The following is a 14512-nucleotide window of genomic DNA, read 5'->3' as shown; positions in this document are numbered from 1 at the left end:
AAAGGCGTCCGTCTGAGGAGATAGCATGATCGTTCGTCCCGTACGCAGCAGCGATTTACCCGCGCTGATCGACCTGGCCCGCAGCACCGGCACCGGCCTCACCACCTTGCCGGCCAACGAAGAGCGCCTGACCCATCGGGTCGGCTGGGCGGAGAAGACCTTTCGCGGTGAAGCCGAGCGCGGCGATGCGGACTACCTGTTCGTGCTGGAAGACGACAACGGCCGCGTGGTGGGGATTTCCGCCATCGCCGGCGCGGTCGGCCTGCGGGAGCCCTGGTACAACTTCCGGGTCGGCCTGACCGTCAGCGCCTCCCAGGAGCTGAACATCTACCGCGAGATCCCGACGCTGTTCCTGGCCAACGACCTGACCGGCAACTCCGAACTGTGCTCGCTGTTCCTGCATGCCGACTATCGCAACGGTCTCAACGGCCGCATGTTGGCCAAGGCGCGGATGCTGTTCATCGCCGAGTTCCCGCAGCTGTTCGGCAACAAGATCATCGCCGAGATGCGTGGCATGTCCGACGAGCAGGGGCGTTCGCCATTCTGGGAAAGCCTGGGCCGGCACTTCTTCAAGATGGAGTTCAGCCAGGCGGACTACCTCACCGGTGTCGGCAACAAGGCCTTCATCGCCGAGCTGATGCCCAAGTTCCCGCTCTACACCTGCTTTCTTTCCGAGGATGCGCGCAACGTCATCGCCAAGGTCCACACCGACACCGAGCCGGCCCTGGCCATGCTCAAGAGCGAGGGCTTCAGCTACCAGGGTTATGTCGACATCTTCGATGCCGGCCCGGCGGTGGAGTGCGAGACCGGCAAGATCCGCGCGGTGCGCGACAGCCAGGCGCTGGTATTGGCCATCGGCACCCCGGGCGACGATGCCACGCCTTTCCTGATCCACAACCGCAAGCGCGAGGAATGCCGCATCACCGCGGCGCCGGCGCGCTTCGCCTCGGGCACCCTGGTGGTCGATCCGCTGACCGCCAAGCGCCTGCAACTCAACGCCGGCGACCAGGTCCGCGCGGTTCCGCTGTCTGCTTCTCGGGAGTCGAAATAATGAGCACGCTGTACATCGCCGGCCAATGGCTGGCCGGCCAGGGTGAAGCCTTCACCTCGGTCAATCCGGTGACCCAGGAGGTCATCTGGTCCGGCAACGGTGCAACACCCGCCCAGGTAGACAGCGCGGTACAAGCTGCACGCCAGGCATTCCCGGCCTGGGCCAAGCGTTCCCTGGAGGAGCGCATCGGCGTGCTCGAAGCTTTCGCTGCCGGCCTCAAGGCCCGTGCCGACGAACTGGCCCATTGCATTGGCGAGGAAACCGGCAAGCCGTTGTGGGAAGCGACCACGGAAGTGACCAGCATGGTCAACAAGATCGCCATCTCGGTGCAGAGCTATCGCGAGCGTACCGGCGAGAAGAGCGGCCCGCTGGGCGACGCCACTGCCGTGCTGCGGCACAAGCCCCACGGCGTGGTGGCGGTGTTCGGCCCCTACAACTTCCCCGGCCATCTGCCCAATGGCCACATAGTGCCGGCGCTGCTGGCGGGTAACAGCGTGCTGTTCAAGCCCAGCGAGCTGACACCCAAGGTCGCCGAGCTGACGGTCCAGTGCTGGATCGAGGCCGGCCTGCCGGCAGGCGTGCTCAACCTGCTGCAGGGCGCCCGGGAAACCGGGATCGCCTTGGCTGCCAACCCGGGGATCGATGGCCTGTTCTTCACCGGCTCCAGCCGTACCGGCAACCACCTGCACCAGCAGTTCGCCGGGCGCCCGGACAAGATCCTGGCCCTGGAGATGGGCGGGAACAACCCGCTGGTGGTGGACCAGGTCGCGGACCTGGATGCGGCGGTGTACACCATCATCCAGTCCGCCTTCATCTCGGCTGGCCAGCGCTGCACCTGTGCCCGTCGCCTGCTGGTGCCGGCCGGCGCCTGGGGCGACTCGCTGCTGGCGCGCCTGGTGGCGGTCAGCTCGAGCATCGAAGTGGGTGCCTTCGACCAGCAACCGGCGCCGTTCATGGGCTCGGTGATCTCCCTGGGCGCCGCCCAGGCACTGCTGGATGCCCAGCGCCAGTTGTTGGCCAATGGCGCCGTGGCCTTGCTGGAGATGACCCAGCCCCAGGCCCAGGCCGCACTGCTGACCCCGGGGATCCTGGACGTCACGGCGGTGGCCGAGCGACCTGACGAGGAGCTGTTCGGGCCGTTGTTGCAGGTGATCCGCTACGCTGATTTCGATGGCGCCATCGCCGAGGCCAACAACACCCAGTACGGCCTGGCGGCCGGCTTGCTGTCGGATTCCGAGGAGCGCTACCAGCAGTTCTGGCTGCAGAGCCGGGCCGGGATCGTCAACTGGAACAAGCAGTTGACCGGCGCCGCCAGCAGCGCGCCATTCGGTGGCGTGGGGGCCTCGGGCAACCATCGGGCCAGCGCCTATTACGCGGCGGACTACTGCGCGTATCCGGTAGCGTCCCTGGAGACTCCGAGCCTGGCCTTGCCGGGAGCGCTGACCCCGGGCGTGCGCCTGGATTGATGAGATGCCGTGGTGCGCCCCTGGTGCTCCACGGCAGCGGCTGCAAACAGCGGTGGGGCGTCGATGAGGCCGCTGCCGCAGGCTGCGAACGTCTTTTGAAACGGGCGTCGGCGGCCTCAAGACCTGTACTGATATCGATGCCTATAACAAGCAGATTCGTGGAGCCTCGCTGATGAAATCCTATGAAGTCAATTTTGACGGTCTAGTGGGGCCGACCCATAACTACGGCGGTTTGTCCTACGGCAACGTCGCCTCCCAGAGCAACAGCCAGCAGGGCTCCAATCCCAAGGAAGCGGCGCTGCAGGGCCTGGCGAAGATGAAGGCGCTGATGGACATGGGCTTCCAGCAGGGTGTGCTCGCCCCGCAGGAGCGTCCGGACGTGACCGCGCTGCGCAGCCTGGGTTTTGCCGGGAGCGATGCGCAGGTCATCCAGCAGGCGGCCAAGCAGGCCATGCCGTTGCTGGTCGCCAGCTGCTCGGCTTCGAGCATGTGGGTGGCCAACGCCGCCACCGTGAGCCCGAGCGCCGACACTGCCGACGGCCGCGTGCACTTCACCGCCGCCAACCTCAACTGCAAGTACCATCGCAGCATCGAGCACCCGACCACCAGCCGGGTGCTGGGGGCGATGTTCGCCGACCAGAAGCACTTCGCCCATCACGCCGCCCTGCCGGCAGTGGCGCAGTTCGGTGATGAAGGTGCGGCCAACCACACGCGCTTCTGCCGTGACTATGGCCAGGCTGGCGTCGAGTTCTTCGTCTTCGGTCGCAGTGCCTTCGACAATCGCTATCCGACGCCGCAGAAGTACCCGGCGCGCCAGACCCTGGAAGCATCCCAGGCCGTGGCCCGGCTGCATGGCCTGGACGAGGACGGGGTGGTCTACGCCCAGCAGAATCCGGCGGTGATCGACCAGGGCGTGTTCCATAACGACGTGATCGCCGTAGGCAACGGCGAGGTGCTGTTCTACCACGAGGACGCCTTCCTCGAGACCGGCAAGCTGCTTGCCGAACTGCAGGCCAAGCTGGGCAAGCGTGGCGGTCACTTCCAGGCGGTCTGCGTACCGCGCTCCCAGGTGACGGTGGAGGACGCAGTGCGTTCCTACCTGTTCAACAGCCAGCTGTTGTCTCGTGCCGATGGCTCGATGCTGCTGATCGTGCCGGAAGAGTGCCGTAACAACGAGCGGGTCTGGCAATACCTGCAAAACCTCACCAGCTCCGGTGGCGTGATCCGTGAAGTGAAGGTCTTCGACCTCAAGCAGAGCATGCAGAACGGCGGTGGCCCGGCGTGCCTGCGCTTGCGCGTGGCGCTCAACGAGTCCGAGCTGGCGGCGGTCAACCCAGGCGTGATCATGACCGCGCCGCTGTACGAGACCCTGACCCAGTGGGTCGGCAAGCATTACCGCGATCGTCTCACCGAAGCCGACCTGGCGGACCCGCAGCTGCTGGTCGAGTGCCGGACGGCATTGGATGAGCTGACGCAAATCCTTAAACTGGGCGCGGTTTATCCTTTCCAGATCAATTGACGGCCCGCACCCGGACGCCCCGGGTGCGGGCTTCACCCCAGACGAGAACCGACCCATGAGCGATACCCTGCAATTGATCCTTGAAGATGCCGAAGGCGCCCAACAGGAAACCTCCTGCACCCGTTTTGCGGTGCTTTGGCAAGGCAAGGAAGTGTGGATCCAGCAGGACGGCCGTGGCCAGTTGCTGATCGGCGTGGACGTGGAGGAGGGTGACGAGGAATACGCCAGCCTGCTGCTGCGCCCACTGGCGACCAACCTGGTCAGCCTGCAGTTGGAAATGGAGCCGGCCGACGCTGGCGACGACGATCACGTGCACGGCCCAGGCTGCGGCCACGCCCACTAAGGAACGCGTTTTATGCTCGCCCTCGGCAAACTGCTTGAACTGACCCTCGCCGGCCGTGAACCGGCAGAGAAGACTCAACTGACTGTCGACGGCGTGCGCATGCGCTGGCTGAGCGAGGGGGCGCTGGAAGTGCGCCCGCCCGAAGCGCGCGACAACGGCCTGGACCTGTTGTTGTCCGCCGGCATCCATGGCAACGAGACCGCTCCCATCGAGTTGCTCGACCGCCTGTTGCATGACATCGCCCGGGGCGACCTGAAGCCCCGCGCCCGTATCCTGTTCCTGTTCGGCAACCCCGAGGCCATGCGCCGCGGCGAGCGTTTCGTCGAGCAGGATGTCAATCGCCTGTTCAATGGCCGGCATGAGCAGAGCAGTGGGCATGAGGCCTTGCGCGCCTGTGAGCTGGAGCGCCTGGCGGCGAGCTTCTTCAGCCTGCCGGGGCGCGAGCGCTTGCACTACGACCTGCACACGGCCATTCGCGGTTCGAAGATCGAGCAGTTCGCCCTGTATCCGTGGAAGGACGGACGCCAGCATTCACACCGTCAGCTGGCACGCCTGAGGGCCTGCGGCATGGAGGCGGTGCTGTTGCAGAACAAGCCTTCCATCGTGTTCAGCGCTTACACCTACGATCAACTGGGGGCCGAGTCCTTCACCCTGGAACTGGGCAAGGCCCGGCCGTTCGGGCAGAACCAGGGGGTCAACGTCGAGCGCCTGGAAACTCGCCTTAAGCAACTGATCGAGGGCAGCGAGCCACCTGCGGAGCAGGACAGCCTTGAAGGGTTGAAGTTGTTCAGTGTCTCTCGGGAAGTGATCAAGCACAGCGACCGCTTTCAACTGCACTTGCCGGCGGACGTGGAGAACTTTTCCGAGCTGGAGATGGGTTACCTGCTGGCCGAGGACATCGCCCAGACCCGCTGGGTCATCGAGGAGGAGGGGGCGCGGATCATTTTTCCCAACCCCAAGGTCAAGAATGGCCTGCGTGCCGGGATCCTGATCGTGCCGGCCACGGCCGATGGCCTGAGCTGATACTGCAAGCCAGCAGGGTTGCCCGCCATGGCGGGCAACCCTGCTGCAGTCCTTATACCGCGACTGCCCGTTGTTCGTTACGACGCAGGGCGCGAGTCTTGTTCAGGGTGTCGGCGCAGGTGATGGCCGCTTCCCGACCCTTGACCACGAAGTGTTCGAAGAAGAACTTCTGGTGTTCTTCGCCCGCATGGAAGTGATGTGGGGTCAACACCACCGAGAACACCGGCACTTCGGTTTCCAATTGCACCTGCATCAGCCCGTTGATCACCGCCTGGCCGACGAAGTCGTGACGGTAGATACCACCGTCCACCACCAGGCCGGCAGCGACGATCCCGGTATAGCGACCGGACTTGGCCAGCAGCTTGGCTTGCAACGGGATTTCGAAGGCGCCACCGACCTCGAAGAAGTCGATATCGCTTTCCTGGTAGCCCTGGGCGAGCATTTCGTTGATGAAGCCCTGGCGGCTCTGGTCGACGATTTCCTTGTGCCAGCAGGCCTGGATGAAGGCGACGCGTTCGTTGGGGTGGTGTTTGCTTTTGCTATCGATAGCAGAGAGTTGCATCTGTTCTGACTCCTGTTTGTATGAAAAACAGGGCATGCATGAATCGAATGGGATTCAAGGGTGCGCGCAAGACCCGCGTGGTTCTCCCACGACGGTTCGGCAGCGGCCCTTCGGCGCTAATCCCGTTCTCTCTTCATCCGGACTATGACCGTCGGCCCCGGGATCACACCGGGTCTGCTGACCTTGTCATCACCTGCAGGCAAGCTGCCGATGGTGCCAAGCGCTCGCGGGCTATGCACATTGCGTGCAATTACCGCCGGTGGGGAATTGCACCCCGCCCTGAGAACGTTTGCCCGTGGCTTTGGCCCGGGCGGTGGATTTTTAACACAGTCTGCCCAGGAAAACATCGTACCTTTTGGTTCTTGTCAGATTTTTCGTGCTCAGGATCAGTTTTTTCTAAAGTTGTTGCTTGATTATTCGGGGGTGAGACGGCAGTAATTCATGTCCGAAAGGGAATTCCCTGTCTTAACCGGGCCTGAGGGTCCAGCAGCGAGGCCAGATGTGATGAGCGTGATCGATCTTCGTAGTGACACCGTGACCCAGCCGACTCCCGGCATGCTCGATGCCATGGCCAGCGCCCGCACCGGGGACGACGTCTACGGCGAGGATCCGACGATCAACCAGCTGGAAGCCGAGCTGGCCCGGCGCCTGGGGTTCGCCGCGGCGCTGTTCGTGCCTTCCGGCACCATGAGCAATCTGTTGGCGTTGATGGCTCATTGCGAGCGTGGCGACGAATACATCGTCGGGCAGCAGGCCCATACCTACAAATACGAGGGCGGCGGCGCGGCGGTGCTGGGCTCGATCCAGCCGCAGCCGCTGGAGGTCCAGGCCGATGGTTCGCTGGACCTGGGCCAGGTGGCGGCGGCGATCAAGCCCGACGATTTCCATTTCGCCCGCACCCGCCTGCTGGCCCTGGAAAACACCATGCAGGGCAAGGTGCTGCCGCTGGCCTACCTGGCCCAGGCACGCGCCTTCAGTCGCGAGCACGGCCTGGCCCTGCATCTGGATGGGGCCAGGCTGTACAACGCGGCCGTGCAACTTTGCGTCGATGCGCGGTTGATCACCGAGCACTTCGACTCGGTATCCGTATGCCTGTCAAAAGGGTTGGGGGCACCGGTGGGCTCGGTGCTGTGCGGTTCCAGCGAGCTGATCGGCAAGGCCCGGCGCTTGCGCAAGATGGTCGGTGGCGGCATGCGCCAGGCCGGTGGGCTGGCGGCTGCGGGCCTGTATGCCCTGGATCACCAGGTGCAGCGCCTGGCGGACGACCATGCCAATGCCCGTCTGCTGGCCGAAGGCCTGCGCGAGGTGGGTTACAACGTCGAGCCGGTGCAGACCAATATGGTCTATGTGCAACTGGGCGAGCGGGCCGAAGCCCTCAAGGCCTTTGCCGGCGAGCGGGGCGTACGTTTGAGTGCCGCGCCGCGGATGCGCCTGGTGACCCACCTGGACGTCGAGCGTGGGCAAATCGACCAAGTGGTGGGCACTTTTGCCGAGTTTTCCCGTAAGTGACAGTGTTCTCCGTCCAATTGACTGTTTGTATCGTACAAACACGCTGTACCAAGTGATTAACGCCGATATAATGCGGCCCTTTGCCGTCGTTTCGTCTGTTGACGTTGCGCACAGGCCTTTGGCCGCAGTCTCCGTGGAAGAACCTAATGAAAAGCGCAGAAATCCGTGAAGCCTTCCTCCGCTTCTTCGAAGAGCAGGGCCACACCCGTGTCGCCTCCAGCTCCTTGATCCCAGGCAACGACCCAACCCTGCTGTTCACCAACGCGGGGATGAACCAGTTCAAGGACTGCTTCCTGGGCCAGGAAAAGCGCGCCTACACCCGCGCTGTCAGCAGCCAGAAGTGCGTCCGCGCCGGTGGCAAGCACAACGACCTGGAAAACGTCGGTTACACCGCCCGTCACCACACCTTCTTCGAGATGCTGGGCAACTTCAGCTTCGGCGACTATTTCAAGCGTGACGCCATCACCTTCGCCTGGACCTTCCTGACTTCCGAGAAGTGGCTGAACCTGCCGAAGGAAAAGCTCTGGGTCACCGTCTACGCCACCGACGACGAGGCCTACGACATCTGGACCAAGGAAGTCGGGGTGCCGGCCGAGCGCATGGTGCGCATCGGTGACAACAAGGGCGCGCCCTACGCCTCCGACAACTTCTGGACCATGGGCGACACCGGTCCTTGTGGTCCTTGCACCGAGATCTTCTACGATCACGGCGCCGATATCTGGGGCGGCCCACCCGGCTCGCCGGAAGAAGACGGCGACCGCTACATCGAGATCTGGAACAACGTCTTCATGCAGTTCAACCGCACCGCCGACGGCGTGCTGCACCCGCTGCCAGCGCCGTCGGTGGATACCGGCATGGGCCTGGAGCGTGTCAGTGCCGTATTGCAGCACGTGCATTCGAACTACGAGATCGACCTGTTCCAGAACCTGCTGGCCGCCGCGGCCAAGGCGATCGGTTGCAGCAACGACGGCCAGGCCTCGCTGAAAGTGGTGGCCGACCACATCCGCTCCTGCGGCTTCCTGATTGCCGATGGCGTGCTGCCGTCCAACGAAGGTCGCGGCTATGTGCTGCGCCGGATCATTCGCCGCGCTTGCCGCCACGGCAACAAGCTGGGCGCCAAGGGCAGCTTCTTCTACCAGATCGTCGCCGCGCTGGTGGCCGAGATGGGCGAAGCCTTCCCTGAGCTCAAGAGCCAGCAGGCGCATATCGAGCGCGTGCTCAAGGCTGAAGAAGAACAGTTCGCCAAGACCCTGGAGCAGGGCCTGCGCATCCTCGAGCAGGACCTGGCCGAACTCAAGGGCAGCGTGGTTCCGGGTGATGTGGTGTTCAAGCTCTATGACACCTACGGCTTCCCCATGGACCTGACCGGTGACATCGCCCGTGAGCGCAACCTGACCCTGGACGAGGAAGGTTTCGAGCGCGAGATGGAGGCCCAGCGTGTACGCGCTCGCTCCGCCAGCTCCTTCGGCATGGACTACAACAGCCTGGTCAAGGTCGATGTGGCTACCGAGTTCACCGGTTATCACGCCACCAGCGGCGCGGCCAACGTGGTCGCTCTCTATAAGGATGGGCAATCGGTCGAGGTGCTGGGCGAAGGCGAGGAGGGCGTGGTGATCCTCGACCAGACTCCGTTCTATGCCGAATCCGGCGGCCAGGTTGGCGACTGCGGGTTCCTGACGGCTGGCAATGCACGTTTCGATGTACGTGACACCACCAAGACCGGCGGTGCTTTCCTGCACCACGGCGTGCTGGCCCAGGGCAGCTTGAGCGTCGGCACCTCGGTTGAAGCGCAGGTCGACGCGCAAGTGCGCCACGCCACTTCGCTGAACCACTCGGCTACCCACTTGCTGCACGCCGCGCTGCGCCAGGTGCTGGGCGAGCATGTGCAGCAGAAGGGCTCGCTGGTGGACAGCCATCGCCTGCGCTTCGACTTCAGCCACTTCGAAGCGATCAAGCCAGAGCAGATCAAGGCGCTGGAAGACATCGTCAACGCCGAGATCCGCAAGAACACCGCGGTGGAAACCGAAGAAACCGATATCGATACCGCCAAGAAGAAGGGCGCCATGGCGCTGTTCGGCGAGAAGTATGGCGATAGCGTGCGCGTGCTGAGCATGGGTGGCGACTTCTCGGTCGAGTTGTGCGGTGGTATCCACGCCAACCGTACCGGCGACATCGGTCTGTTGAAGATCACCAGCGAAGGTGGCGTGGCCTCCGGCGTGCGGCGTATCGAGGCAGTCACTGGCGCTGCGGCCCTGGCCTACCTCAATGCGGGCGAAGAGCAACTCAAGGAAGCGGCGGTCCTGGTCAAGGGCAGCCGTGACAACCTGATCGACAAGCTGTCGGCGGTGCTGGAGCGCAACCGTCTGCTGGAGAAGCAACTCGAGCAGCTGCAAGCCAAGGCCGCCGCTGCGGCCGGTGACGACCTGTCGGCTCAGGCCCAGGACGTCAAGGGCGTGAAAGTGCTGACTGCGCGTCTCGATGGCCAGGACGGCAAGGCGCTGCTGGCGCTGGTGGATCAGTTGAAAAACAAACTCGGCCGCGCAGTGATCCTGCTCGGCAGTGTCCATGAGGAAAAGGTCGTGCTGGTTGCTGGCGTAACCAAGGACCTGACTGGCCAACTCAAAGCCGGTGATTTGATGAAGCAGGCTGCTGCGGCAGTGGGCGGTAAGGGCGGTGGTCGTCCAGACATGGCACAAGGTGGTGGCGTCGACGCTGCTGCGCTGGATGCCGCGCTGGCCCTGACCGTGCCCTTTGTCGAGCAAGGCATTTAAGGCGCCGACCGGACCCGCCGTCTAGTGGCGGGTCCTTGCGCTGCGCAGTTTGATTGTTTAACGGGCGCCCCTTGACGGGCTGAGGCGGCTTAGAAAATGGCTTTGATCGTACAGAAATTTGGCGGCACTTCGGTCGGCTCAATCGAGCGGATCGAGCAGGTTGCCGACAAGGTGAAGAAGTTCCGCGAAGCTGGCGACGACCTGGTGATCGTGTTGTCGGCTATGAGTGGCGAAACCAACCGCCTGATCGATCTGGCCAAGCAGATCAGTGGCGAAGCCCCACCGGTTCCCCGTGAGCTGGATGTGATCGTGTCCACCGGTGAGCAGGTGACCATCGCCTTGCTGGCCATGGCGCTGATCAAGCGTGGTATCCCGGCGGTGTCCTATACCGGCAACCAGGTACGCATCCTGACCGACAGCGCGCACACCAAGGCGCGGATCCTGCAGATCGATGACCAGAAGATCCGCACCGACCTGAAGGCCGGTCGCGTGGTCGTGGTGGCCGGTTTCCAGGGTGTCGACGAGCACGGCAACATCACCACCTTGGGTCGTGGCGGCTCCGACACTACGGGTGTAGCCCTGGCGGCGGCCTTGAAGGCCGACGAGTGCCAGATCTATACCGATGTGGATGGCGTCTACACCACCGATCCGCGCGTGGTGGCCAGGGCTCAGCGCCTGGACAAGATCACCTTCGAAGAAATGCTGGAAATGGCCAGCCTGGGTTCCAAGGTGTTGCAGATCCGTGCGGTCGAGTTCGCCGGCAAGTACAACGTTCCGCTGCGCGTGTTGCACAGCTTCCAGGAGGGTCCGGGCACCCTCATTACTATTGATGAAGAGGAATCCATGGAACAGCCGATCATTTCCGGCATCGCTTTTAACCGCGATGAAGCCAAGCTGACTATCCGTGGCGTGCCAGACAATCCTGGCGTGGCCTTCAAGATTCTTGGCCCTATCAGCGCAGCGAACATCGAAGTCGACATGATCGTGCAGAACGTTTCGCACGATAACACCACCGATTTCACCTTCACTGTGCACCGCAACGACTACCTGGCCGCCCAGAACGTGCTGGAAAATACCGCGCGTGAAATCGGTGCCCGGGAAGTGGTTGGCGATACCGATATCGCCAAGGTCTCCATCGTCGGTGTCGGCATGCGTTCCCATGCGGGCGTAGCTAGCCGGATGTTCGAGGCGCTGGCCAAGGAGAGCATCAATATCCAGATGATCTCCACTTCCGAGATCAAGGTTTCGGTCGTGATCGAAGAGAAATACCTGGAGCTGGCGGTACGTGCCCTGCACACCGCGTTCGAGCTCGACGCGCCAGCCCGACAGGGCGAGTGACGCGTGGTTGAATGGGGCGCGGTCTGACCGCGCCCTTTGTGTTTTTGATCGGCGTGGAAGAAAGCTGTTCTTTCGTCCACGCTAGTCAATACTTAGGCGTGTAGGACTACTGCCGACCCGGTTGTAGGCCAACACCCTTTTTTTTGCAGACTGTAGTCCCTGAAATGTAATGCGTGAGGAGAAAGGTATGTTGATTCTGACTCGTCGGTGCGCAGAAAGCCTGATCATTGGTGATGGCGAAATCACTGTGACCGTGCTCGGCGTCAAAGGTAATCAAGTGCGTATTGGTGTCAACGCCCCCAAAGAAGTGGCGGTCCACCGTGAGGAAATCTACCTGCGGATCAAGAAAGAGAAGGACGAAGAACCAAGCCATTAATTTTTCTCGTTTTTTTTGTTTGCAAACGGGGAGAAAGGTGGTTAATATACGCCCCGTGTTGCGGAGAGCTGGCCGAGTGGCCGAAGGCGCTCCCCTGCTAAGGGAGTACACCTCAAAAGGGTGTCGGGGGTTCGAATCCCCCGTTCTCCGCCATTATTTGCTTAGTACGTTGTAATCTGGCTTCTTCTGTAAGTTGTTGAATTTACTAGAAAAAGTGCTTAACAAGATGATTCAACGGGCTATAATGCGGCGCAACAAATGCACTCGTAGCTCAGCTGGATAGAGTACTCGGCTACGAACCGAGCGGTCACAGGTTCGAATCCTGTCGAGTGCACCATTTAAGAGTTATTTGTAGCGATATGATTAACTCGGCTTCAGCCAGTTGTGGTCTGGTCTAAAAACACAAATGCACTCGTAGCTCAGCTGGATAGAGTACTCGGCTACGAACCGAGCGGTCACAGGTTCGAATCCTGTCGAGTGCACCATTTAAGAGTTAGTTGTAGCGATATGAATAACTCGGCTTCAACCAGTTGTGGTCTGGTCTAAAAACACAAATGCACTCGTAGCTCAGCTGGATAGAGTACTCGGCTACGAACCGAGCGGTCACAGGTTCGAATCCTGTCGAGTGCACCATATATCAGAAAGCCCGTATCGCAAGATACGGGCTTTTTGTTTTTGTGTGGCTTCATTTTCTCTCTTGCCTGTTCGTTCGGAACGGCTTGTCTTCTCGGTAGTCGAATATCCTGCTCGGCGGCATGTCGGCGGACTTTTTTCTCCATCTGTGTGTTTTCTTTTTCTGCCGGGGCGTCGCAGTTCCATAGATTCGGGCGCCGCTCAGGTTTATGTCGCAAGCGCTTGTTCTTGCCGCTATTTTTTAACGTTTAAAACCGCCAGGCGGTGTATGATTGCGCCCGTCAGCCCCGCCGGGGCTTGTGGAATATCTCCATGGACTTACCCAGTAGTTACTCAGTATCTCGTTTTCACAATCATGAACTGACTGATTGATCCTTCCGGCGTGCTCCTCTGCTGGGAGTGGAGTTCGCCTATGACCGAAGTAGAAGTAAAGAAAACGCAGGAAAGCCTGCAGGATCGCCTCGCTCAAGTCGTTGAGCTGCTGCAGCGCCAGCGGGTGGTCGAAGACCTGACGCACCGTCAGGAAGGCCATCACCATGACCGGGTAGAAAACCTGGTTCATCGGCAGAATCTCGTCGAGTTGCAGCGCAAGCTCGATGACCTGCACTCTGCCGACGTCGCTTACATTCTCGAAGCCTTGCCCCTGGAAGAGCGCCTGACCGTCTGGCAGTTGGTCAAGGCCGAGCGTGACGGCGACATCCTCCTCGAAGTATCCGACTCCGTGCGTGAAACCCTGATCGCCGACATGGACGATCATGAGCTCCTGGCTGCGGCCAAGGAGATGGACGCTGACGAACTTGCTGACTTGGCTCCCGAGCTGCCGCGAGACGTCGTCCATGAGCTGATGGAGGCCCTCGATGGCCAGCAGCGTGAGCGTGTCCGCTCCGCGTTGTCCTATGACGAGGAGCAAGTCGGTGCCCTTATGGACTTCGAGATGGTGACCATCCGCGAGGATGTCAGCCTTGAAGTGGTCCTGCGTTACCTGCGTCGCCTGAAGGAGCTGCCTGGCCATACCGACAAGCTGTTCGTGGTCGACTACGACGGCGTGCTCAAGGGGGTCCTGCCGATCAAGCGGCTCCTGGTCAATGACCCGGAAAAGCAGGTTGCGGAGGTCATGGCCAGCGATCCGGTGAGCTTTCACCCCGATGAAGACGCCTACGATGCGGCCCAGGCCTTCGAGCGTTATGACTTGATTTCGGCCCCGGTGGTCGACAAGAACGACAAGCTGATCGGTCGTTTGACCATCGACGAAATGGTCGACCTTATTCGTGAGGAGAGCGAAAGCGAAGTCCTCAACATGGCCGGTCTGCGTGAAGAGGAAGATATCTTCGCCTCGGTCTGGAAGTCCCTACGCAACCGTTGGGCCTGGCTGGCCATCAACCTGATCACGGCATTCCTGGCCTCGCGGGTGATAGGTTTGTTCGAAGGTTCCATCGAGAAGCTGGTGGCGCTGGCGGCATTGATGCCGATCGTGGCAGGTATCGGCGGCAACTCGGGGAACCAGACCATCACCATGATCGTCCGGGCAATGGCCCTGGACCAGGTCAGTACTGGTAATACCTCGCGCCTGATGCGCAAGGAGCTGGCGGTAGCCTTGATCAACGGCCTGATCTGGGGTGGGGTGATCGGTGCCGTGGCCTACATGTTGTACGGCAGTTGGTCGCTGGGTGTGGTCATGACAGCGGCGATGACCCTGAACTTGTTGCTGGCGGCCCTGATGGGGGTCTTGATCCCCATGACCTTGGCGCGCCTGGGGCGAGATCCGGCCATGGGAGCCAGCGTGATGATCACCGCGATGACCGACAGCGGTGGCTTTTTCATCTTTCTCGGCCTGGCGACGATCTTCCTGCTCTGAGCCCTTGGCTATGGATTCCCGACGAAGCGCCTTGATGGCGCTTCGTTGCTTTCAGGCGGGCAAAAA

11 protein-coding genes, 4 tRNA genes and 1 riboswitch are annotated in these 14512 nt (G+C 61.8%); of the genes, 14 read left to right on the top strand and 1 reads right to left on the bottom strand.

Features of this window, described 5'->3' with window-relative positions; all coding sequences use genetic code 11:
- The first annotated feature begins 25 nt into the window (after nucleotides 1–25).
- From astA to astE, 5 genes are all read left to right on the top strand, one after another.
- Complete coding sequence (gene astA, locus CAG11_RS18005) at nucleotides 26–1051, top strand: arginine N-succinyltransferase (RefSeq protein ID WP_022640325.1); 1026 nt, start codon at nucleotides 26–28, stop codon at nucleotides 1049–1051.
- Nucleotides 1048–2517: a succinylglutamate-semialdehyde dehydrogenase gene (astD, locus tag CAG11_RS18000; RefSeq protein WP_177409146.1), complete on the top strand. Its 1470-nt coding sequence runs from the start codon at nucleotides 1048–1050 to the stop codon at nucleotides 2515–2517. The genes astA and astD overlap by 4 nt, the downstream gene beginning before the upstream one ends.
- A 172-nt stretch (nucleotides 2518–2689) precedes the next feature.
- Entirely contained in the window at nucleotides 2690–4036 is a 1347-nt protein-coding gene (gene astB, locus CAG11_RS17995) for an N-succinylarginine dihydrolase (protein ID WP_085597268.1), read from the top strand.
- Between the two features lie 55 nt (nucleotides 4037–4091).
- Nucleotides 4092–4379, top strand: a complete 288-nt coding sequence (locus CAG11_RS17990) for a hypothetical protein (protein WP_022640322.1) — start codon at nucleotides 4092–4094, stop codon at nucleotides 4377–4379.
- Between the two features lie 12 nt (nucleotides 4380–4391).
- On the top strand, nucleotides 4392–5402 hold the full coding sequence (gene astE / locus CAG11_RS17985; protein WP_085597267.1) for a succinylglutamate desuccinylase: 1011 nt from the start codon (nucleotides 4392–4394) through the stop codon (nucleotides 5400–5402).
- A 52-nt stretch (nucleotides 5403–5454) separates the two neighbouring features.
- Here the strand turns inward: astE and CAG11_RS17980 are convergent, their stop codons facing one another.
- A complete protein-coding gene (locus CAG11_RS17980) occupies nucleotides 5455–5964 on the bottom strand; it encodes a 6,7-dimethyl-8-ribityllumazine synthase (protein WP_022640320.1) in 510 nt (169 codons plus the stop codon).
- A 120-nt stretch (nucleotides 5965–6084) separates the two neighbouring features.
- A riboswitch (FMN riboswitch) is annotated at nucleotides 6085–6255 on the bottom strand.
- A gap of 213 nt (nucleotides 6256–6468) precedes the next feature.
- On the opposite strand from CAG11_RS17980, the gene ltaE reads away from it, so the two are divergent.
- The 9 genes from ltaE (at nucleotide 6469) to mgtE (ending at nucleotide 14446) form a co-directional block, all read left to right on the top strand.
- The gene (gene ltaE, locus CAG11_RS17975; RefSeq protein ID WP_085597266.1) at nucleotides 6469–7473 is read left to right on the top strand and encodes a low-specificity L-threonine aldolase; all 1005 of its coding nucleotides are present in this window, start codon (nucleotides 6469–6471) and stop codon (nucleotides 7471–7473) included.
- 146 nt (nucleotides 7474–7619) lie between these two features.
- Nucleotides 7620–10244 carry an alanine--tRNA ligase gene (alaS, locus tag CAG11_RS17970; RefSeq protein WP_085597265.1) on the top strand — a complete coding sequence of 875 codons (2625 nt, stop codon included), beginning with the start codon at nucleotides 7620–7622 and terminating at the stop codon, nucleotides 10242–10244.
- 96 nt (nucleotides 10245–10340) lie between these two features.
- Nucleotides 10341–11582, top strand: coding sequence for an aspartate kinase (locus CAG11_RS17965; protein WP_053137032.1), 1242 nt, complete (start codon nucleotides 10341–10343; stop codon nucleotides 11580–11582).
- A 187-nt stretch (nucleotides 11583–11769) separates the two neighbouring features.
- The gene (gene csrA / locus CAG11_RS17960) at nucleotides 11770–11958 is read left to right on the top strand and encodes a carbon storage regulator CsrA (protein ID WP_002554426.1); all 189 of its coding nucleotides are present in this window, start codon (nucleotides 11770–11772) and stop codon (nucleotides 11956–11958) included.
- A gap of 62 nt (nucleotides 11959–12020) precedes the next feature.
- A tRNA-Ser gene (locus CAG11_RS17955) sits at nucleotides 12021–12111 on the top strand.
- A 107-nt stretch (nucleotides 12112–12218) separates the two neighbouring features.
- Nucleotides 12219–12295: transfer RNA gene (locus tag CAG11_RS17950), tRNA-Arg, on the top strand.
- 71 nt (nucleotides 12296–12366) lie between these two features.
- Nucleotides 12367–12443, top strand: a tRNA-Arg gene (locus CAG11_RS17945).
- Between the two features lie 71 nt (nucleotides 12444–12514).
- A tRNA-Arg gene (locus CAG11_RS17940) sits at nucleotides 12515–12591 on the top strand.
- Nucleotides 12592–13003: 412 nt separating this feature from the next.
- The gene (gene mgtE, locus CAG11_RS17935; protein ID WP_022640315.1) at nucleotides 13004–14446 is read left to right on the top strand and encodes a magnesium transporter; all 1443 of its coding nucleotides are present in this window, start codon (nucleotides 13004–13006) and stop codon (nucleotides 14444–14446) included.
- Nucleotides 14447–14512 lie beyond the last annotated feature (66 nt).

Source organism: Pseudomonas sp. B6(2017) (assembly GCF_002112765.1).
Classification (GTDB): Bacteria; Pseudomonadota; Gammaproteobacteria; order Pseudomonadales; family Pseudomonadaceae; genus Aquipseudomonas; species Aquipseudomonas piscis.
This window is presented reverse-complemented; position numbering and strand designations above follow the sequence as displayed.

Coding starts and splice junctions, on each gene's coding strand:
- astA (WP_022640325.1), top strand. CDS start 26: ATGATCGTTCGTCCCGTACGCAGCAGCGATTTACCCGCGCTGATCGAC.
- astB (WP_085597268.1), top strand. CDS start 2,690: ATGAAATCCTATGAAGTCAATTTTGACGGTCTAGTGGGGCCGACCCAT.
- CAG11_RS17990 (WP_022640322.1), top strand. CDS start 4,092: ATGAGCGATACCCTGCAATTGATCCTTGAAGATGCCGAAGGCGCCCAA.
- astE (WP_085597267.1), top strand. CDS start 4,392: ATGCTCGCCCTCGGCAAACTGCTTGAACTGACCCTCGCCGGCCGTGAA.
- CAG11_RS17980 (WP_022640320.1), bottom strand. CDS start 5,964: ATGCAACTCTCTGCTATCGATAGCAAAAGCAAACACCACCCCAACGAA.
- ltaE (WP_085597266.1), top strand. CDS start 6,469: ATGAGCGTGATCGATCTTCGTAGTGACACCGTGACCCAGCCGACTCCC.
- alaS (WP_085597265.1), top strand. CDS start 7,620: ATGAAAAGCGCAGAAATCCGTGAAGCCTTCCTCCGCTTCTTCGAAGAG.
- CAG11_RS17965 (WP_053137032.1), top strand. CDS start 10,341: ATGGCTTTGATCGTACAGAAATTTGGCGGCACTTCGGTCGGCTCAATC.
- csrA (WP_002554426.1), top strand. CDS start 11,770: ATGTTGATTCTGACTCGTCGGTGCGCAGAAAGCCTGATCATTGGTGAT.
- mgtE (WP_022640315.1), top strand. CDS start 13,004: ATGACCGAAGTAGAAGTAAAGAAAACGCAGGAAAGCCTGCAGGATCGC.